This window comes from Pseudocoprococcus catus (genome assembly GCF_019734885.1).
GTDB lineage: Bacteria > Bacillota > Clostridia > Lachnospirales > Lachnospiraceae > Coprococcus_A > Coprococcus_A catus.
In genome coordinates, this window is sequence record NZ_JAAXCM010000021.1 from 127,841 (window position 1) to 147,730 (window position 19,890).

Here is a 19,890-nt window from a genome sequence, read left to right on the forward strand (position 1 = left end):
GGGTTTTATTATATGAGGTATATAGGAATGAAAAGAAAAAAAGTATTGTATTTGATTATAGTGTCTTTATTAGTATTGCTGTTGAATGGATGCTCGGGAATCATGAAGAATCATGGAGAAAGTCTGGGAAATACAGATGGCAATTTACAACAGAGAGGGTTAGTGGCATCTGACGGAAAGTGGATTTATTATGAATTTAAAGGTGGTTTGTATAAGAGCAAATTGGACGGTTCAGAAAAAACAATGCTCTATTCCATAGGCGAAGAGAAACCAAATTTATATCAATATCTTTGGTATATTAATGTCAGAGGCGATTGGGTATATTTTTCAGGAAAAAATAATGAAACGGGAACAGCTGGTTTGTATAAAATAAAAAAGGATGGAACAGGTATTCAAAGATTGGTATCAGATACATATGCAAATGAGGTTTATGTAATAGGAGATAAAATATATTATGATAGAGATTATGTTTTAAGTTGTGAAGGAAATGGCTCAGATAAAAAAAGGATTAATGCTGTTGAAACAAAAGGGTATGTATTTAATATTTCTGATGGATATATGTATTGGCAGGAGGAAGATGCACAAAAAGTATATCATGTTTATAGAAGAAAGTTAGATGGTACGGATGAACAGGAAATTGATGAAAGACGTATTCAGTATGTAGTAGTGGATGATGGGTGGATATATTATGAAGAGAGTGATAGGGATGAGGGTGTAGGCCTCATGAAAATGAGGGTAGATGGAACTGATAGGCAAAATGTGATGACAAATGGTGTTTATAAATACAATGTTAAAGATGGATGGATATATTATTATCATTCCGGTGAAGATAAAGCTACTTTATGGAAGATAAAAACGGACGGAACAGAACAACAGGAATTATTTACAGTAGAGCTTACAAAGAATGAGAGTACTATTGGAGTATATACGGTGGGGGATTGGATATATTGCTATTCTGAGAATATTATGCGAAGGGTTAAAAATGACGGAACAGGATATTCAGTTGTTTTTGATGAGCGAATGAATGAAAATCAAGAAGAGTCAGAGCAAACGCCGATAAGTGATGTTGGAAGTGAAGTGTTGCCGACAGTGGATACAGATACGGAAAGTAGTGCGGAAACAGAAACGATTGAAAGTGAAGAAATAGAAAGTGAGGCATCTTCAATGGCTAGTATAGATGAGGATGATTTGACCTTGAATAACACTTATGAAACTCGATTTGAAGATGTTATGTTGGTTACCTATCCTAAGTTTGCTTTTGACTTTCCGTCAGCATGGGACTTGACAACGAATGTTGATGAGAATGGCGAAACTGCGGTTGTTACCAGCAGCAGAGGCGTGACGGTTACATATACACATATGTCTGGCTTTAAAAGAGAAAATTTGTTGAGTGATGGCTCGACAATTATGCTTAGAGTTGAGGCAACAAAAGTTGGAGATTCAAGTTTTGTGCCATCGTATGTGCAGGCAACTGATTACTCATATTTAGGGAACTTTGTAGTGGCAAAATTAAAAGTGACAGGTCAGTTGAATATGAAATCTGATTCGGATTTTACAGATGTAGATGGCACCGTATGTTATGCTGTCATACCAGAATCTGAGTTAGGAACCCATGATTCTGTTAGAAGCCAGTATTGTGTGGAGTTTGGGTATGATTATTCAGGAATTATTTCCCTTATAGCAGAAGCAGCACCGGGAGAAAGCTTTAGTGAAGCAGAAGAAGAGGCGGTTATAAAGATGCTGGAAAGCTACAGAGTTGTAGAATAGAAGACTGCTCAGTATAACAGTTAAATTAGTCAAAAACTTGGAATATGGACATCTATATATGCAAATTAATCGGAAAAGAGCATATGAGATGTCCATATTTTACAATGAAAATGAATGGAGAAATAGTTTGGATAATTTTAAAGAGAGAATAGATGCAATACGGTATGCCGAAACAGTAAGCGAAAAGGTAAATAAAGCAAAAGAATTATTGAACTCTACCGATTTTATTTTGAAGTATGATGCCTTGAGTATATTTGATGGTATGAAATTAAATGATGAAGATAATTATTTTAAACGTTTTCTGGAATATAGAAGTGAAGCATCAATAGAATATCAATATGTTGATTGTGATGCCAGCCTGTTATGTGTGACCATGTATGTATTGCTGAGTAACATATGGAGAATGGATAATATTTTACCTCAGTATAGGAGCAGCGTGAAGTATGAAATTAGGAAAGGTGGAATGCGTTTTAAAGGAGATACGCTGACATCAGCATTATATCCAATTAAACTTTATCTGGGATGCCTTTGGGAAAAAGTTCATGAAAATAAGCGGCTGCAAGAAAATAAAAATTATTTAGAGTTTTATCAGTTGTTTGATTATGTAGCAAAAACGGGAATTCCTGTAGCACCAGAAGGTGAATGGATTGAGTATTGTCTGAAACATAGCGACATTATATGGAAAGCAATGGATGAGCCAGTAAGAAAGTTTTTGAGAAGTTATATGATGTTTGGAAACTATATGCGTATACCAGGCAATTCTTATTTAACGGGAAACAAAAGATGGCTGTCATTTAATACGGCCAGAAGCAATAGAGGGAAATGGGATACAGTTGATACTTTACTGATTAAAATATATGCTTTTTATAAATGGAAAGATGTAACGTATTTAGAATCAATTTTTACGGAACAGCACAGAGCAATTGCACAGGAGACAGTATCTTGGTTGAAGGAATTTAAGGATTGGGAGACATTTTTGGAAGAAAATTGTCTCTATTCATTTGTTAATCAAGATTCGCTGATTCCGATTTGCATGAAAACTGGAAAGGCAATAAATGGTATTAATGCGGAGCGGTATGATGCCATACCGAAGAGGTATCAGGAATTTTTAGTTTTCTTCGGACAGCTTGCCGAGAGGATTCAAGCAAGGAATGTTTGCTTATATGAAAAGATAATACAGAAAGATAGATAAAATGAGCCGATATATTGAAGCGTCTGGGATTAGGCAGAGCGTTTTTATATATCGGCTTATTATATAGGTTAGATATCAAGAAAACAGCTGTGTGATAAAAGGATTAGAGCATAAGGCGAGTTTGTCTAATTAGAAGAAGACTCGCAAGCTTCTATAAGTTTAAGAATGATATTGTTGTTTTGGCAATCATCTTTTTCAAGAATGGATTTATCCACAATAATGAATGAAGAACAGTCGGTTTTCTCAGTTTCTATTGATGGATTCATAAATTCTTCTTTTATTTGGTTAATCCATTCTTCTTTTAATTTGGACGGCAAATCTTTAATAGATTGTGCAAGTGCAATTTTTTTGAGAGTCTCATATAGCTTTGTATTGATTTCGATAATTGGAAGTGTATGTGTATTTGAATCAATGTCTGGGTTGGAATAGTGGAAAGATTCAAAATTGATATATTTTGTTAGGATATCTAAAACATATGAATGTCCGGTTCCATCAATGAGACGTTCATATGAAACATGGTAATAGTTTGCAATTTGGATTATTTTGTCTAGGGTGATGCCCTGACCATTCTCTAATTTGGAAATAGTGTTTGCTTGAGAAAAGCCGAGTTCATTGGCTAGCTCTTCTTGAGTTTGATGTGCATCTTTTCGAAGTGTGTAAATTCTGTTCCCGATTTGCAGTAGTTGGTCATCTGTTAATCGGCCAGATGGTTGGTTTGGTTGTTTGTTCATAAGAAGTACCTCCTCTATTAAAAAATTCGATTGATAATGTTATTATAACGTATAAAAAGGAATAAAACAATAAATTAAAGTAGAAAATGTACTAAAAAAGAATGAAAAATACTAACAATATATAATAATTCGATTTGAGAATATATGAGGCATAATATATAATATAACCATCGGAAGCGCAACCGAGTATAGGCAGCTCTGATATCGAGAGCCGCCGGAAAGGAGGTTTATATATGCAGGTTAAGGTACTGGGCATTAGTCAAGTGAATTTTACTAATAACAATGGCGAGACCATAAATGGGACGAACTTGTACTGTGGCTACAAGGATGAAAACACAGTTGGAATACGTGCTGATAAATTTTTTTTGAAGAATGGCATTCAAGCGGACTGTAAGCCAAATGATACAATCGAGCTGGTATTCAATATGCGGGGCAAGGTCGAGTCAGTACAGAAAGTGTAGTCTACTGTGCTAAAAAGAAAGATTCATAGGGAAACACAATTCCCTATGAATCGAGAAAAATACGCAAAATGGAAAACTTATAGAATCAAAGAAAGGAAATTTTAAAATGGAAAATTCATTAAAGACAAATAAAAAGGCAAATTCAATTGACGTTGTAGCATCTGTTAAAATTTTAGAGGACTGTGTAAGTTTTGAGCATATAGAAGATAGTGCTTATATAAAGAAACAGCTTATGCTGCTTAACAGTTCTATGAAAGGCTTACCTGAGGAAATTGCGGCAGAGCTGAAAGCGTTTGTTAATGAGGAAATTAATCCTATCATCAGTGATTTGGATTACTTCGATTTCTTACAAGATGAGCAGTATGGAGAGTATGATGAAAAAGGACGGTTTTGCATTGAATCGGAAGAAGCAATGGAAAAAATGATTGCAGCACTGTACCAGCATACACTGATTCTGAATTTAAAATTGTTTCGGAAGATTTCGAAATACATTTAAGATAAGCTGATTGAAAGGTATCGGGATGTATCGCATCCCGATACTGTAAAGAAGGAAGAAAGATGGAAGATAGAGAAGTTAGACGGTATAACGAGCAGCGATATAACAGAAAACGGCAATGGTATCGAGTTGTGCTTGGTGTGGAACAACTATGTAATTATCCACTATTAAATGTAATCTGGGTATGTCTGGCAATAGGAATGTATGTTTTTGAACGTATGTTTAAAAGATTTATGGAAAGCTTTCACGTATACAGTGCCTTGCAATCTGTGTTTAATCATTGCATGACTTTTATAATGATTATCATTCCAATTATCTTTGTAATAGCGATAATTCAATTGTTGGGATATGCTGCGGCTGTAAAGGATGAGGCAGATTTGCAGATTGTATTTGGTGATAAGCGAAATGTAAAAAACAATCAGATGCCAATTTTAGTGCATAAGAAAAAGGAAAAAAGTTCTGGTGTAACCAAAAGAGAATTTTACACAACTATATCTATGGAGCTATGGAAAGAATCAACGGAAGCTATATGCGATATCATGAACATACATATACTAGGTGAAATAACATATGGCGGTCGGAAGAAAGATAAAGGTAATCGTATATACTTTGAGTCTGCTCAAAATAGAAAACCAAAGGAACGAGGAATATTGTATGATGATATCTTCTAATGATTTGTTGATTGGCTATGATTATGATGCCTGGTATGGATATGGGGAAAGGGTGCCGATTTATGCAGATGCAACGACAAGGAACAATTCGCATACTCTTATCTGCGGAATTAGTGGCAGCGGTAAGAGCTATCTTACAAATCAGTATTTGGCACGGATATGTTTACATGGCGGAGAAAAATCGGTATTGTATTTCGCTGACTTTAAACAAGATGATAATTTTTCTCATTTAAGAAAATGCCCTCGATATTTTCCGTATGATAAAACATTAGAAGCAATTGAGGAAGTCTACGAGATTATGCATAAGCGGCAATGTGGTGAAGATTTCTCAAGACATTTTATAACCCTTGTGTGGGATGAATATATGGCCAATATGTTGGCATTGATGGGCTCAGAGAAAAAGCGAGCAGAGGCAGTCATGCATAAGGTTTCGGAAATTCTTATGCTCGGGCGTTCTCTTGCTGTGAGACTGGTAATAGCCTGTCAGAGACCAGATGCTTCCTGCTTCCCAACCGGTTCAAGGCTAAATTTTGGCATAATTATCATAGTAGGTGCAGCTTTAGAGAGTATATATTCTATGCTTATGCCAAAGGAATTAATAGAAAAGGTTGGAGACAGACAATTTCATACTGGCGAAGGGGTTATGCTGTGGCAAGGCTCAGAATTGCGATTTATTAAAATTCCTGTAATAAGAAACGAAGAAAGAATGAAGTCAATATGTGTTGAAGCTTTAACACGATAACAACCAGATGCGGAAGGCGGTGGCGGAGCCACAAGCCTTCCGCAATAGGGTTGGCTTAGTATTACCCAACCCTATGTTACTGTTACAATAATCAATTTGCAAGGGATTGAAAGCGTAACGATTTAAAGAAATGTTACAAAGGAGAGTGGGAGATGGCAGATACAGTCAGTAGGTCATGGTTTGCGGTTTTTCCTAATCCAGAACAGCATGGTTATGATGGCTCACCGGAGGATATCGTGCAAAAGCTTAAGCAGGAATGGATTGGTGATAATCCACTCCGTAAAGGATGGTGGGCATATTGTATATCGGCCAGTGGATTACCTCATGTGCATATGATTTTAGAGGATTCTGGCGCATGCAGGTTTACAAAGGTGAAGAAAGCTTACCCGGTTGCTCATTTGGAGCCCACCAAAGGAAATAAGGCACAAGTGTTGAGTTATATAAGGAAGGAACCGCCATTCGATGAAAAAGGGGAGCAAATTTTAGCGTATACTTCTTATGGAAATATAGAAGGTAAAAAACGATTTACATTTTCTAATACGAATGAAGTGCTTGCTACTATTGAGTTGCTAATAGAAGAAGGAAAGACGCCAAATCAAATAATGGCAGAAGATATAAAACTTCGGCGTGAAGAAAGTCTTATAAAAAAATGCTATTTTGCCAAAAGATATAGAGAGACACCGCCTATACGGAATGTAAAAGTATTTTGGCATTGTGGTGATGCGGGTTCTGGTAAATCATATTCTTATATAAGTTTATGTCAAAAATATGGAGATGACTTGGTTTATTTTTTTAGTGATTATGCCAATAAGGGTGTTGGAGGATTTGACGGGTATTGTGGTGAGCCCTATTTATTCATGGATGAGTTAAAACAAAATTCATTACCTTTTGAATTATTACTTACAATTACGCAAGGTTATAGAGCGCAAATCCATTGCAGGTACAGTAATTGTTTTTCGTTATGGAATGAAGTTCATATTACTAGTATATTTTCACCAGAGGACATATATGGAAGTATGGTTAGCATAGAAAATCAAAGCAAAGATACTATTAAGCAGCTCCTTAGGAGAATTACTACATATATCTATCATTATAAAGTAAATGGGGAATATAAAACTTTTGAATTGGCAGGAAATGAATATATAGATTTTGATGATTTGAAATATCGTGCGACAGGAAATGAATTTTTGAAAATTAGCGATGAAGAGGAAGTGCCATTCGAGTAAGGCTAAAACGATGTATATAAGATAGAAGTATAATACATGCTATTTTGCTGATAAATGGAAGGAAGAGTGAATGGATGCAAAATATAAAATTATGTGAAAAAGCTCTTTTAAATGTTTCGGAAATGATGGCATATACTGGATGGGGAGAAAATGCGGTACGAGATGAATTGAATCACCCGAAATGTCCGTATGTGGTGCGAAAAGGAAATCGTCTATATGCTAACAGACGATTATTAGAAAAATATTTAGATTCAATTTCAGGCATTTAACTATAAAAATGGAGTAAAGCTGTGATATAATATAATCAAATGCTGATTCCATTCTTACGTAAATGTAAGAAAGGATGATTATAAATGGGAAAGGATTTGAACGGAAGAGAACTGGGCAATGGCATATCACAAAGGGCAGATGGGAATTATATGGCTCGTTTTGTAGATTGCTACAAAAAACGACAGACATTTTATGGAAGAGATTTAAAGGAATTACGTCGTAAACTGGAAAAAGCAAAGTATGAATCTCAGCAAGGCATAAACTCACTGGGAGGAAGTATAATACTTTTAGAATGGTTTGAGGAATTTTTGCAATTATATAAGGTTGATAAAGTAAAAGATACGACGGTGTATAGGATTAGACAGACTTTTTCTCCATGTAAAAAGAATCGTATCAGTATGATGAAATTGCAGGATATAAGAGCAATTCACGTCCAACAACTTGTTAATGAGATGGATGAAAATGGATTCTCATATGGCACAATTCGAACTTTAAAATATCTGCTGAGTGAAATGTTCAAGAAGGCGATTGGAAACGGTTATATAGTTATTAATCCATGTGATGCGGTTGTGATGCCTCGGAAGGTTACATATGAACCCAGATTTTTGACAGAGCAAGAACAGGAGATGTTCTTGGAGGTTGCAAAAGAATACTCACATTATGATATTTTTTGTGCAGCACTGTCATTTGGAGGAAGGATTGGAGAAGTACTTGGGTTGAAATGGGGAGACATCGACTTTCAGAGAAAGAAAATGCATATACAACGAACGTTGCATTATTCAAGAGTAAATGATGATGAGCCATGCCATTTCTTTTTTACATCACCAAAAACAGAAACAAGTGATAGAGAAATTCCGTTATTACCAGAGACAGAGGCAATATTAAAAAGGGTGCATAAAAAGCAGTTGAGAAATCGGATGTTATATGCATCTCAATGGAAAGAAGAAGCCCCTTTTGATGATATGGTTTTTACTACACAAAAAGGCATGCCTATTCGTTATGGTGATGTAAATCGAACAATAAAATCTGTGATAGTGAAAGCAAATTTGCAGGAAGAAGAACTTGCAAAAATTGAAGGACGAGAACCATTTATTTTGAAACCATTTTCGCCACATTGTTTCCGGCATACTTTTGTTACTCGTTGTAAAAAGAATGGTGTGCCATACGAAACAATACAACCTTATGTTGGACATAGTGAAAAAGAAATGACTGCTTATTATAACCATGAAAAACAGGAAATAGATGTAAGCACATTGAATAAAATTTCATTTCTGGGTGTGGTGTAAAAATGGTGTATATTTGAATGGGGATGGCTGAAAGTACAGGAAATAAAGGTAATTAGCTCACATTGGTATACATTACAGACTAATTGAAATTCGGGCATCCGGTTCAGTAATGAATCGGGTGCCTTTTTTCGATTAGGTGGAAATTATGTCGAAATCTCCGTATAATCGAAAAAAGACACTTCGTGCCAAAAGCCCGTTTCTACCATATTTATGGTTATTCAGTTTTTGTATAAACGTGCCGAAAAGGGTTATTTCAGTGTCAAAAAAAAATGTGGTATGCTAACTATGAAAAGAAATACGGAAAACAAGATATCGTTTCAACAGATATCACGAATGATTTCATAAAGATTATTAGGAGGTTTTGCAAAATGAGCAGAGAAGTTGTTATTGTTGCATATGGTCGTTCAGCAGTTTGTAAATCAAGAAAAGGTTCTTTCGCAGGTACTCACCCAATCGAATATTCCGCACAGGTTTTAAAGGGTGTACTGGACAAAGTGCCTCAGTTAGATCGTTCTGAAATCGAAGATGTTATCATGGGTTGTGCAGTACAGCACGGTACAACATCTATGAATATTGCTAAGAGTGTTTGCGCAAGAGCAGAACTGCCGGAATGCGTAGCAGGTCATACAATTAACCGTTTCTGTTCTTCAGGTCTTCAGGCTATCGCAACAGGTGCCAATGCAATCGCTTGCGGTCAGGGTGATGTTATCGTAGCCGGTGGTGTTGAAAGTATGACAGATACATACGCACCATATCCTGTAGAATTCCAGGATGCATGGTTAAATGAGCATGCGCCGGGTGCTTACATGGGCATGGGTATGACAGCTGAAAACATCGTTAAGAACTACGGCGTAACAAGAGAAGAAATGGACCGTATGGCTTACGAATCCAACATGAAAGCTGCAAAAGCTCAGAAGGAAGGCAAACTTGCTCCATCTATCATCCCTGTAACTGTTGTTGACAAGGATGGCAACGAAAAAGTTGTTACAGAAGACGAAGGTATCCGTCCAACAACAACAATGGAGACACTTGCAGGTCTTAAACCTTGCTTCATCCCAGCTGAAGAAGGCGGTACAGTTACAGCTGCTACTTCTTCACAGACATCTGATGCTGCAGCATTCGTTGTATTAATGGCTGCTGACAAAGCAAAAGAACTTGGTATCAAACCAATTGCAAAGATGGTATCCTTCGGTGTTGCAGGCTGTGATGCTACAATGATGGGTCTTGGACCAATCTATGCTGTACCAAAGGCTCTGAAACGTGCCGGCAAGACAATTGATGATATGGATGTCATCGAACTGAACGAAGCTTTCGCTGCTCAGGCTATTCCATGTATCAAAGTTCTGAAAATGGATCCTGAAAAGGTTAATCCTTACGGCGGCGCTATGGCTCTTGGTCATCCAATGGGCGCTACAGGTGCATTCCTTACATGTAAAGCACTTGATTACCTTCAGGATAACAAGAAAACAACAGCTCTTGTTACAATGTGTATCGGCGGCGGTATGGGCGCAGCAGCAGTATTTGAATTACTGTAAGATAAAAATAAATGTAGAATCGTTCAGAGCTGACATTTTATGATGCCAGCTTTGGGCGGCTTAATAAAGAAACTTTTAAATGAACTTTTTTACAGAGGTGTGAATAATGAAAGTAGCAGATATTAAGAATGTTGCCGGTATCGGCGGCGGTGTAATCGGCGGTAGCTGGGCTGTTCTCTTCGCAATGAAGGGTCTGAACGTAAAACTTTATGATATTAATGATGATTGCCTTGCAAACGATAAGAAGACAATCGTAAGCAACCTTGAATTCCTTGCTGAAAACGGTGCAATTGAAGACAAGGATGCGGTTCTTGCAAGAATCCAGTTTACAACAAGCATGGAAGAAGCTGTAAAGGATGCTCAGTTTATTCAGGAATCCGGTCCTGAAAGACTTCCGATCAAACACAGCATGCTTGCTGAAATCGAAAAGTATGCGCCGGTTGATGCAATTGTAGCTACATCTGCATCAGGTCTTCCTCTTGGACAGATTACAGAACATGCTGTACATCCTGAAAGATGTGTTGGCGGTCATCCTTACAACCCACCACACCTTATCCCACTCGTAGAAATCACAAAGACAGAAAAGACAGACGAAGCAAATGTTGAACTTGCAAAAGAATTCTATGAATCTCTTGGTAAAGAGGCAATCGTTCTGAAGAAAGACTGCCCAGGTTACATCTGCAACAGACTGCAGCTTGCTGTATTCCGTGAAATGGTTGACCTTGTTGAAAGAGGTGTTTGTACAGTAGAAGAAGCTGATAAGGCTCTGACATTTGGCCCTGCTATCAGATGGGCAATCTTTGGCCATAACATGATCATGCAGTTAGGCAACAAAGATGGTCTTAAAGGTATGATGGATATGCTGGCAGGTGGCTTTAACCTCTGTGCAGATATCGCTGCATGGGATACAATTCCTGCCGATTACGGTACAAAGGCTCAGAAGGAAATGGATGAGATCATGAAGAACCTTCCAGATGAAGTGGGCCATACAAATGCAGAAATCGCTCAGTACAGAGATAAGATGCTGATCGATATCCTTAAACTGCATCATAAATTCTAATAAAGTACAGATGATTTCGAAATCGGAGGCATTTTTTCGTTCAGTTATAGAGGCTGTGAATTTCGAAAATCATCTGTTCGTTATCTAAAGGGGAACAATGCGATACAGATTTTGCCTGTCTCACAGTTGCTTCCCTTTTTGCGTTTGTTCTCTCTTTTAATGAAGAATATTGATTGGATTTGAGGAGGTTTTGGTATGTTGAATATGAATGGGCCTGTGAAGATGGCATCCTACGATATGGCTGGCAAGACGGCGGTTGTTACCGGCGGTACAAAGGGTATCGGTAAAGCAATTGCGCTGGCTTTTGGTCAGTGCGGCGCCAATGTGGTTGTGGCCGGAAGACATGAGGATGAATGTACTGCTGTTGCAGAGGCGATTACTTCTGCGGGCGGTCATGGTAAGGGTATTCGTACCGATGTAAGAAATATTGATGAGATCGATGCCCTGATTGCAGGTGCAGCGGAGACTTTTGGTGGCGTGGATATTCTGATTAATTGTGCCGGTGTCGCGATTACGAAAAAGATTCTTGATCTGGACGTGGAAGATTACGACATGGTTATGGAGACGAATCTCAGAAGTGTTTTGTTTGCCTCCAAGGCAGCGGCAGCTGTGATGAAGGCATCCGAAAAGGGCGGAAAGATCATCAATATTGCTTCTGTTGGCGGCTTAAAAGGCACAAGCGCGCTTTCACTCTACGGTGCCTCCAAAGCCGGTGTGATCAATCTGACGAAGACCATGGCTCTTGAATGGAGTCGTTACGGTATCCAGACAAACGCTGTTTGCCCGGGCTATGTGGTGACGGAGATTAATAAAGCTGAATTTGAAAATGAAAAATTCAGAGATCATGTGTTGAAGACGATTCCTCAGAGAAGGCTCGGAACTGTAGATGAAGTGGCAGCCCTGGTACTGTTTTTGGCATCGGATATGTCCGGTATGATTAACGGTGAAGCAATTGTGGCTGATATGGGAGCCATCTGTGGCTAAATCCAATCCAATTTAATTTTGTAAAAAGCATCCATTAATGGCTGTTCTTTGAAAAAATATTCAAAGAGCAGCTTCTTTTTTTGTATAAGCAAATCACGCTTTATAACAAAAACAGATGACCACAAAAGGATGTTATGAATGTTTGTGATAAATGCGTGCCAAAAATGCAAAAAATAGAGAATTTCGTCGATGTGATGAATGAAAAAAAGGAATAAGACAAAAAAGTATGAAAATTCTGTGTCTAAACTGTGAAAACTTATAACTATTTGACATAAATCTGTGCTTATTTATGCATTTCACTTATGCATATTGTTCTGATAAAATTGTATTCAGTAAGATACAAAGGAGAAAAATAAATCATGAGTGAAATGAAAACGACAAGTGCTAAGAAAACATCTGGGTATAATTTCGGCTTAAAAGGTTGGCGGATTATCGGCTTTGAAATTGTGATGTTATTCTTTATGACAGGTATTACGGTGGATGGTCTCAATACCATCGTTCCGAAGATGGCAGCTTACCACAACTGGAGTTCGGATGTATTGCTTTCCATTTCTACACCAGCATCAATTGTAGCATTATTTGCCTGTGTTATGTGGGCTGCATTTATTGAGAAAGGCGGCTTAAAGCGTGTCACGCTGATTACGATGGTACTTGCAGGTATCAGTTTGATTGCCTATGGTAATTCGGTCAACGTGGTGATGTATGCGATCAGCCTTGTATGTGTAGTCACATTTATTAATGCTTTTGCATGTAACTGTGGTTTTGCGATTGTTGCGAATTGGTTTCCGACAAAGTCTGGTATTGCGAATGGTATCGCAACGATTGGGATGAATCTGGCCAGCGCGATTATCAACTGGGTGCTGACAGGTCTTTCTAATGTATTTGAAATTACAGGTGCCCTGACGGTGCTTGGTATCGTGTTATTTGTCCTGGCAGGTCTTGTAGCGCTGTTTGTGAAGGGAACACCAGAAGAAGATGGCTGTTATCCTGATAATGATCCTGCCGTTGCAGAGATGTTAAAGAACGAAGAAATGCCTGCAGAAATTGGCAGCCAGTTCTCTTATAAAGATGCAATTAAGAATAAGTATGTATGGATGTATGGTATTGGCAATGGCTTCTTCGGTCTTGCAACAGTGGGTATTATGTCACAGCTTTTATCCTTCTTCCAGGAAGTCAGAGGCTATGATGCCAGCAGTGCATTGACGATGTTGACAATTGCTGCCGTGATCGGTATTGCAGGTGCATGGATCTGGGGCGCGGTTGACCAGAAACTTGGACCACAGAAGACTTGTCTGATTTTTGGTATCTGGTATCTGGCAGGTATTATTCTGCTGATTTCGCCGTTAAAAATCGGTATGTATGTTGGTTTGATCATGCTGGGCGCGTCTATTGGTGGAAATGGACAGTTTGGCCCTGTACTGGCTGCACAGGCTTTTGGACGTAAAGATTTTTCTGTTTCCTTTTCATGCATGAATATGATTAGTGGTATTGTCAGATCCTGTTCTTATGCCGTTCTGGCCGTGTTACATTCTATGTCAAATGGTTATTCTGCACCATACACTGTTTTTGGCATTATCGCAGTTGTGGGTGGTTGCATGATCTTTGCCATGAAAGAAAAGAAAAAAGAGGATGTGGATGAAGATACAGTCGCTGCTTACTAATGGGTAAAAATTAAAATAAAAGAATAAATAAAAAAATATCCCAGGTTATTTGTGAAGACTTCGAGATGAAGCGATACAAATCATCGGGGATATTTTTACTTTAAGCGCGCAAAGAGTCGTTTGCGGCGCTTTGCGCTTGTACAAAAAATTATTTTGTGATCTGAGGGGTATCAAATTTCTTGGTGCAGTAGGTTAAGCCCAGGCCACAGATCATTGCCAGAATAATGCCGACAAACAATGTGAAAGCGAGACCTGCAACGTTGCTGCCGCCCTGAGAGAAGGTCAGGCAGACACCGGCAAAGATAAACGGCATAAAGCCAAGCGGTGTTGCACCCAGCAGTTTGATGTGGATGTACATGGTGATGGCTGTACCAACGAGGATGGCCACAAAGCTTGCCATTTCAGCTGACATATGACATGTGCTGCCGAAGAAGTTGATGAGGATAAAGTCGAACTGACCCCATGCCAGACCGCAAAATGCGGAAAGAATCATACCCGGCACCTGCTTTGGTGCGCCGCCCATACCGAAGTAAATAGCCATGCAGACAAACATGATCCAGGGCACGCCGAATGAACCGAAGTAAACAGTGTAAAAGTGATTAAAAAGCGCAGACCAGAAGCTGGTCCAGATAGCAAAACAAATAACAGTTTTGTGACTCATGAAAAATCTCCTGTAAATAATCGTTATAATAATCGTGTAGCAATTCAGGGGCAGAATATTCGCTTCCATAGCCGTACGGTTAATCAGATTCTGTATATGCATCGGTGTGTAAGCGTGTGTATTCATTCTTGCCTTCCTTATTAATAGGCTAGCCGAAGATAGTCATTGGGTTAGCTGCAAGAAGCGCATCGATCTGTTCTTCTGTCATGCCGCGTTTTGCAAGACCAGGAAGAACTCTGGCACCGATATCTGTGATATTGGCCCATTTCATAGCTTCCTGCATAAATGGTGTCATGATCAGACCACGGCCGAGGTTGACATTGACAGAGTCGTGGCCGAGAAGGATCTTGTTGCCGTAGCCTTTGTCAGAAAGCGTTTTAATCAGATCCATACGCTGTTCATCTGTCGGTGTATGGAAAAGTTCGCCTTCAAGACCGAAACGATCCAGGTTGACGTAAACACCCTGCTTCAGAACGGCCTCGTGGTAGTCAACATCCGTGCTGCCGCACATATGACCGATGGCGATCTTGGACGGATCAGCACCGTTAGCAATTAAGAGCTGCGCCTGTTCTGGTCCCATTGTACCGAGCTGTGTGTGGGTAATGATAACGCATCCTGTTTCCTTCTGAGCACGTGCAGCGGCTTTGAAGAAGATTTCCTCTGTAGGTGTGATTTCATTGAAGCTGCTGGCCAGTTTGATGACGCCGGCTTTGATATCTGTGCCTTCGATTCCTTTTGTAAGCTCAGTAACCATCATTTCGTAGATTTCTTCTTCAATGTTAGCGAAGCCTCTTCTGAAATTCCAGTAAGCATAAGCACTCTCAGCCTGGAAGTAATAACCGGTAGAACAGATGATGTTCATGCCTGTCATATCAGAAATCTTTTTCAGAAAACGTACGTTACGACCACATTCGTTGGTGGTTGCGTCAACAATTGTATTGATACCATATGCGCGTGCATCATCAACCGCTTTCAGACAGTCTCTTGTGTATTCTTCTTCTTTAAAACCACCGAGTGTGGCATCACCCTGGAAACCACAGAAACCGAATAAGAAATGTTCATGCATCAGTGTACGGCCAAGTTCAGAAGCAGCCACAGGACCTGTTACTGTATTGACGTAATTCATTGTAAATCCTCCTTAAATAGTATGATATTGTCTCTAATGAGCTACTATTAAGTATAATCTAAAAAAAGGGGTAACGCCAATATTCTATGGCAAAATCATGAAAATGATTTGGTATAGGCCTATGCACTCTGTGAAAAGTTGGCACGGTTATCTAAAAAAAGAATAAAATGTATAATTTGTTATAACCTTTTGTTATAAAAGCAAAACATAAAGTGCATTTCCATTATTTGCTATAGTTTGTTAAAATAATCTCAAGATTAAATGATTCCGAAAAAGCGCGCAAGGGAGAATTTATTTTTAACCGCTATTTTGCAACAAAGTTATTTTTTGCACGATTATGCATGAAGGAGAGGATTTAAGATCATGAGTGAAAACAAAAAGAACGTCGATCTTAACAAAGTAAGTTATAATTTTGGTACAAAAGGCTGGACTGTTATCGGTTTTGAAATCGTAATGCTGTTCTTTATGACAGGTATTACAGTTGACGGTCTGAACACAATCGTACCTATGATGGCAGCATTCCATGGCTGGAACCAGGATGTCCTGTTATCAATTTCTACACCGGCTTCCATTATCGCATTGTTCGCATGTGTATTGTGGGCTGCATTTATTGAAAAAGCCGGTCTGAAAAAGACAACTATTATCACAATGGTACTTGCTGGTATCAGTATGATCGCTTACGGTAATGCCGTTAACATTGCAATGTATGCTGTTGCACTTGTTTGTATTGTTACATTTATTAATGCATTTGCATGCAACTGTGGTTTCGCTATCTGCGCAAACTGGTTCCCTACCAAAAAAGGTATCGTTATGGGTATCACGACAATTGGTATGAACCTTGCAAGTGCCCTGATCAACTGGATTTTGACAGGTCTTTCAGGCCGTTTCCAGATTTCTGGTGCTTTATCTATTCTTGGTATTGCGATTATTGTTCTGGCTGTTCTTCTTGGTCTCTTGGTTAAAGGTACACCTGAAGAAGCTGGATGCTATCCTGATAATGACCCTGAAATCGCTGCTATCATCAAGGCAGAAGAAGAAGGCGTTAAGGAAATGGAGAAAGTTTCCTATGCAGGCGCTTTAAAGAACAAATATGTCTGGATTTTTGGTCTTGGCGCAGGCTGCTTTGGTCTTGCAACTGTAGGTATCATGTCTCAGTTAGTTGGTTATTTCATGGCTGCAAGAGGTTACGAATTAACAGGCGCTCTGTCCATGCTGACGATCGCAGCTGTTATCGGTATGATCGGTTCATGGGCATGGGGTATTGTTGACCAGAAGCTCGGTACACAGAAAGCTTGCCTGCTGTTCGGTATCTGGTATTTTGTTGGTATCGCATTTTTGATCGCACCTCCAACACCTTGCATGTACATTGGACTTTTCATGCTCGGCGGTGCTATCGGCGGTAACGGTAACTTCCTTCCATCCCTGGCAGCTCAGGCATTTGGTCGTAAAGACTTTAACGTATCTTATGCCTGCATGAACATGATCAATGGTATCATAAGATCCTGCTCATTCTTTGTACTTGCTGTACTGCGCTCAATGACAAGCGGTTATACAGTACCTTACATGGTATTTGCTGTTATCGCTGTTATCGGTGGTATCCTGATCGTAGCTGTAAAGGAAAAGAAAGCTATTCAGTAAGATAAAAAAATAAAATGACGATAGCCGTGTAGTCAATGCACGTACAGAAAGCCGCAGAATTGAAGAAATTTGATTCTGCGGCTTTCCTTATCCTTCTAGGCATAGTAATATGTAGATCCGGTAATTATGAGGATTTGGTATAATGATGAGGATATTATGAATTGGCGAGAGTGGTGCGGCGATGCTATAATAGTACCAGTGAATGCCGGGATAATCGGCGAAAGACATTCGAACCTGAAAGAGATCAGAAAATAATGATAAAGGAGAAAAAGGTGAAAGTTTACTATATTGACGAAGATATTAAGGGAACCTGTTTTCTGGTTCAGGGAGAGCAGGAAGCGATACTATTTGACCCTGGGATGGCCTACTATGGTGAAACCGTTGTTCAGCGTGTGAAAGAAATATTAGGTACGCAGCCGCTGCGGGCCGTTTTTCTGACACATTCCCATTACGATCATGTGGCTGCACTGCCTTATGTCAGACAGGCATGGCCGGAGATTAAAGCATATGCAGCAGAATACGCATGTCATATTTTTGAAAAGACAAAAGCAAAGCAGATGATGTTTCATATGTCGAAGACAGCAGCGGAAGAATCACATCATGAATGGAAGAGTGACGATTACAAAGGGGAGCTGTTATATGCGGATAAGCCGCTTGAAGATGGCGACCGGATTGCGTTGGGTGAGTTTGTAGTGGAGGTGATCGAGACGATTGGGCATACACAGTGCTCGGTATCCTTCCTGATCAATGATGAGGTGATGATCTCATCTGAGACGATCGGTCTGGAAGGGGATTTTGAAGGGGGATATGTACCGGCATTCCTGATTAGCTATAAGAAGACAGTGGACAGTCTGCGCCGTACCAGAGAGGCAGATCCGAAGCAGCTTTATATGCCGCACCGGGGACTTGTGATTCCGGACGAACGCTATTGGAAGTATATGGAGAAAGGCCTTGCGGCAACAAAAGATGAGATTATCCGTATCCTGGCATCCTGTCCGACAACAGAAGAACAGATACTTGAAATGGAAGAAGTTTTCTGGAAGAAAGCGGCAGATGGCGCATGGCCGAGAGAAGCCTTTGATATGAATGCGAAAGCAATGCTCAGAACCGTGGCGGCAGAATTTCCCGAAGAACTTTCAAAAGCGAAAAGTATTCAAAAATAACAGCGATGAAAAGCACTTATGTTAAGTAGAAAGAGTGCACTCGATAAGATGAGACGTGCGGACGCGCGCCATAGATTACCTAGTGCACTCTATTTTTTATTTATTCAGTTTTTGGGCCGGAGCCGGACGATATGGCTTAACCGGTTTGATCACATATGGATTTTCGATTTCGCCTGCTTCGACTTTTTTGAACCATTCAGCAGCTCTGTCGGCCATGCCTGCCCAGTGCTCAGCTGTCATTGGTTCCTGCATATCTGTTGTGGCATAACGATAATCTGCCACACGGCTGATGTATTTCTCATCCTGCTGAGCGGAATGTTCGTCACCGAGGTCACCTGCAGCCACACGAAGAAGGGAACCATACTGTTCGCTGACTGTGTGAAGCTTCAGATCCTCAACAAGGAGTTTCTTCAGAGGACGTTTAGCCAGGTTGGACATGATTGTACGGTTTTCGTAGGACATGAGTTTCCACATGCGGGCGATTTCCCATGCACGTTCAACAGCTTTGCCCTTAGGAACAACTTCACTGACCATACCATGATCAAGCATGTCTTTAGCTGTGAACTGTCTTGTTGTCATCATGTAGTAGTTACCACGTTTTGTTCCGAAGTAATGCTGGCACATAAGACCCATAGCATCACCAGGTACCAGACCACCCTGAGCGTGAGGAACTTCCATAACAGTATCTTCTGTACAGATAGTCACATCGCTTAAGAAAGCGGAATCCCAGTGGAAACCAGGCCCAGGTACAGCGCCGATTGTAGGAACATCAAGGTCGAATACCATGTTCTTGATCAGGTTTGTATCATCAAAGTACTGATGCTGGAAACGCTGTGTAGGAAGTTCAGAATATGTTTCCCAACCGTTAGGATCAGATTCTACCATCCAGCTGTCGCCGATATGAGTGAAGATGATGATTTCGTTCTTGAAGTCAAGAGAAAGAACTCTTACTAACTGGTTGATGGCACGATGGGACATACCGCTGTGGTGCATAGGGCCATCGTTTGTCTTCCATGTTACCTGAAGAATACCATCTTCACGGTACAGATCTGCAAAATCTTTGAACCATTCTTTGTATTCTTCGAGTTCCGGCAGTTTGGCGTAAGGTGCCATTGGTTTATTGTTACACATAATCATACCTCCTGATAATTGTATAAAAAGGCGATCTTCTGTCAAGGAAGACCGCCTTTGAGGTGAAATCGGTCATCAATACCGATTGC

Annotated in this window: 19 protein-coding genes; 15 read left to right on the plus strand and 4 right to left on the minus strand. The window is 39.6% G+C overall.

Annotation, left to right across the window (positions count from 1 at the left end):
• Nucleotides 1-27 precede the first annotated feature (27 nt).
• Nucleotides 28-1,767, plus strand: a complete 1,740-nt coding sequence (locus HED67_RS04615) for a DUF5050 domain-containing protein (RefSeq protein WP_221717668.1) — start codon at nt 28-30, stop codon at nt 1,765-1,767.
• 127 nt (nt 1,768-1,894) lie between these two features.
• Nucleotides 1,895-2,959: a hypothetical protein gene (locus HED67_RS04620; RefSeq protein ID WP_221717669.1), complete on the plus strand. Its 1,065-nt coding sequence runs from the start codon at nt 1,895-1,897 to the stop codon at nt 2,957-2,959.
• A 125-nt stretch (nt 2,960-3,084) separates the two neighbouring features.
• Here HED67_RS04620 and HED67_RS04625 read toward each other — a convergent pair whose 3' ends face one another.
• Entirely contained in the window at nt 3,085-3,690 is a 606-nt protein-coding gene (locus HED67_RS04625; RefSeq protein WP_221717670.1) for a helix-turn-helix domain-containing protein, read from the minus strand.
• A gap of 233 nt (nt 3,691-3,923) precedes the next feature.
• On the opposite strand from HED67_RS04625, the gene HED67_RS04630 reads away from it, so the two are divergent.
• From HED67_RS04630 to HED67_RS04680, 11 genes are all read left to right on the plus strand, one after another.
• Complete coding sequence (locus tag HED67_RS04630; RefSeq protein ID WP_221717671.1) at nt 3,924-4,151, plus strand: hypothetical protein; 228 nt, start codon at nt 3,924-3,926, stop codon at nt 4,149-4,151.
• 106 nt (nt 4,152-4,257) lie between these two features.
• Nucleotides 4,258-4,647 (plus strand): hypothetical protein, encoded by a 390-nt coding sequence (locus tag HED67_RS04635; protein WP_221717672.1) that lies wholly within the window; start codon nt 4,258-4,260, stop codon nt 4,645-4,647.
• Between the two features lie 62 nt (nt 4,648-4,709).
• Entirely contained in the window at nt 4,710-5,318 is a 609-nt protein-coding gene (locus tag HED67_RS04640; RefSeq protein ID WP_221717673.1) for a hypothetical protein, read from the plus strand.
• Nucleotides 5,302-6,060, plus strand: coding sequence for a hypothetical protein (locus tag HED67_RS04645; RefSeq protein ID WP_246612104.1), 759 nt, complete (start codon nt 5,302-5,304; stop codon nt 6,058-6,060). Before HED67_RS04640 ends, HED67_RS04645 begins: the two co-directional genes overlap by 17 nt.
• Before the next feature lie 152 nt (nt 6,061-6,212).
• Nucleotides 6,213-7,286, plus strand: a complete 1,074-nt coding sequence (locus HED67_RS04650) for a hypothetical protein (RefSeq protein ID WP_221717674.1) — start codon at nt 6,213-6,215, stop codon at nt 7,284-7,286.
• Nucleotides 7,287-7,360: 74 nt separating this feature from the next.
• The gene (locus tag HED67_RS04655; RefSeq protein ID WP_221717675.1) at nt 7,361-7,555 is read left to right on the plus strand and encodes an excisionase; all 195 of its coding nucleotides are present in this window, start codon (nt 7,361-7,363) and stop codon (nt 7,553-7,555) included.
• An 84-nt stretch (nt 7,556-7,639) separates the two neighbouring features.
• The gene (locus tag HED67_RS04660; protein WP_221717676.1) at nt 7,640-8,842 is read left to right on the plus strand and encodes a tyrosine-type recombinase/integrase; all 1,203 of its coding nucleotides are present in this window, start codon (nt 7,640-7,642) and stop codon (nt 8,840-8,842) included.
• 368 nt (nt 8,843-9,210) lie between these two features.
• The gene (locus HED67_RS04665; protein ID WP_015513841.1) at nt 9,211-10,377 is read left to right on the plus strand and encodes a thiolase family protein; all 1,167 of its coding nucleotides are present in this window, start codon (nt 9,211-9,213) and stop codon (nt 10,375-10,377) included.
• 106 nt (nt 10,378-10,483) lie between these two features.
• Complete coding sequence (locus HED67_RS04670) at nt 10,484-11,437, plus strand: 3-hydroxyacyl-CoA dehydrogenase family protein (protein WP_015513842.1); 954 nt, start codon at nt 10,484-10,486, stop codon at nt 11,435-11,437.
• A gap of 195 nt (nt 11,438-11,632) precedes the next feature.
• Nucleotides 11,633-12,421 carry an SDR family NAD(P)-dependent oxidoreductase gene (locus tag HED67_RS04675; protein ID WP_215632546.1) on the plus strand — a complete coding sequence of 263 codons (789 nt, stop codon included), beginning with the start codon at nt 11,633-11,635 and terminating at the stop codon, nt 12,419-12,421.
• 359 nt (nt 12,422-12,780) lie between these two features.
• Nucleotides 12,781-14,082, plus strand: coding sequence for an MFS transporter (locus HED67_RS04680; RefSeq protein ID WP_178439080.1), 1,302 nt, complete (start codon nt 12,781-12,783; stop codon nt 14,080-14,082).
• A gap of 148 nt (nt 14,083-14,230) precedes the next feature.
• Here HED67_RS04680 and HED67_RS04685 read toward each other — a convergent pair whose 3' ends face one another.
• Together HED67_RS04685 and HED67_RS04690 are read right to left on the minus strand one after the other, a co-directional pair.
• Entirely contained in the window at nt 14,231-14,869 is a 639-nt protein-coding gene (locus HED67_RS04685; RefSeq protein ID WP_242993910.1) for a DUF1097 domain-containing protein, read from the minus strand.
• Between the two features lie 22 nt (nt 14,870-14,891).
• The gene (locus HED67_RS04690; RefSeq protein ID WP_178439077.1) at nt 14,892-15,869 is read right to left on the minus strand and encodes a phosphotriesterase family protein; all 978 of its coding nucleotides are present in this window, start codon (nt 15,867-15,869) and stop codon (nt 14,892-14,894) included.
• Nucleotides 15,870-16,232: 363 nt separating this feature from the next.
• Here HED67_RS04690 and HED67_RS04695 point away from each other — a divergent pair, with 363 nt between their 5' ends.
• Both HED67_RS04695 and HED67_RS04700 read left to right on the plus strand, forming a co-directional pair.
• Nucleotides 16,233-17,507, plus strand: coding sequence for an MFS transporter (locus HED67_RS04695; RefSeq protein ID WP_221717677.1), 1,275 nt, complete (start codon nt 16,233-16,235; stop codon nt 17,505-17,507).
• Between the two features lie 254 nt (nt 17,508-17,761).
• The gene (locus HED67_RS04700; protein WP_221717678.1) at nt 17,762-18,670 is read left to right on the plus strand and encodes an MBL fold metallo-hydrolase; all 909 of its coding nucleotides are present in this window, start codon (nt 17,762-17,764) and stop codon (nt 18,668-18,670) included.
• A gap of 96 nt (nt 18,671-18,766) precedes the next feature.
• On the opposite strand, the gene HED67_RS04705 is transcribed toward HED67_RS04700, so the two are convergent.
• Nucleotides 18,767-19,801, minus strand: coding sequence for an enoyl-CoA hydratase/isomerase family protein (locus HED67_RS04705; protein ID WP_221717679.1), 1,035 nt, complete (start codon nt 19,799-19,801; stop codon nt 18,767-18,769).
• Nucleotides 19,802-19,890: the final 89 nt, after the last annotated feature.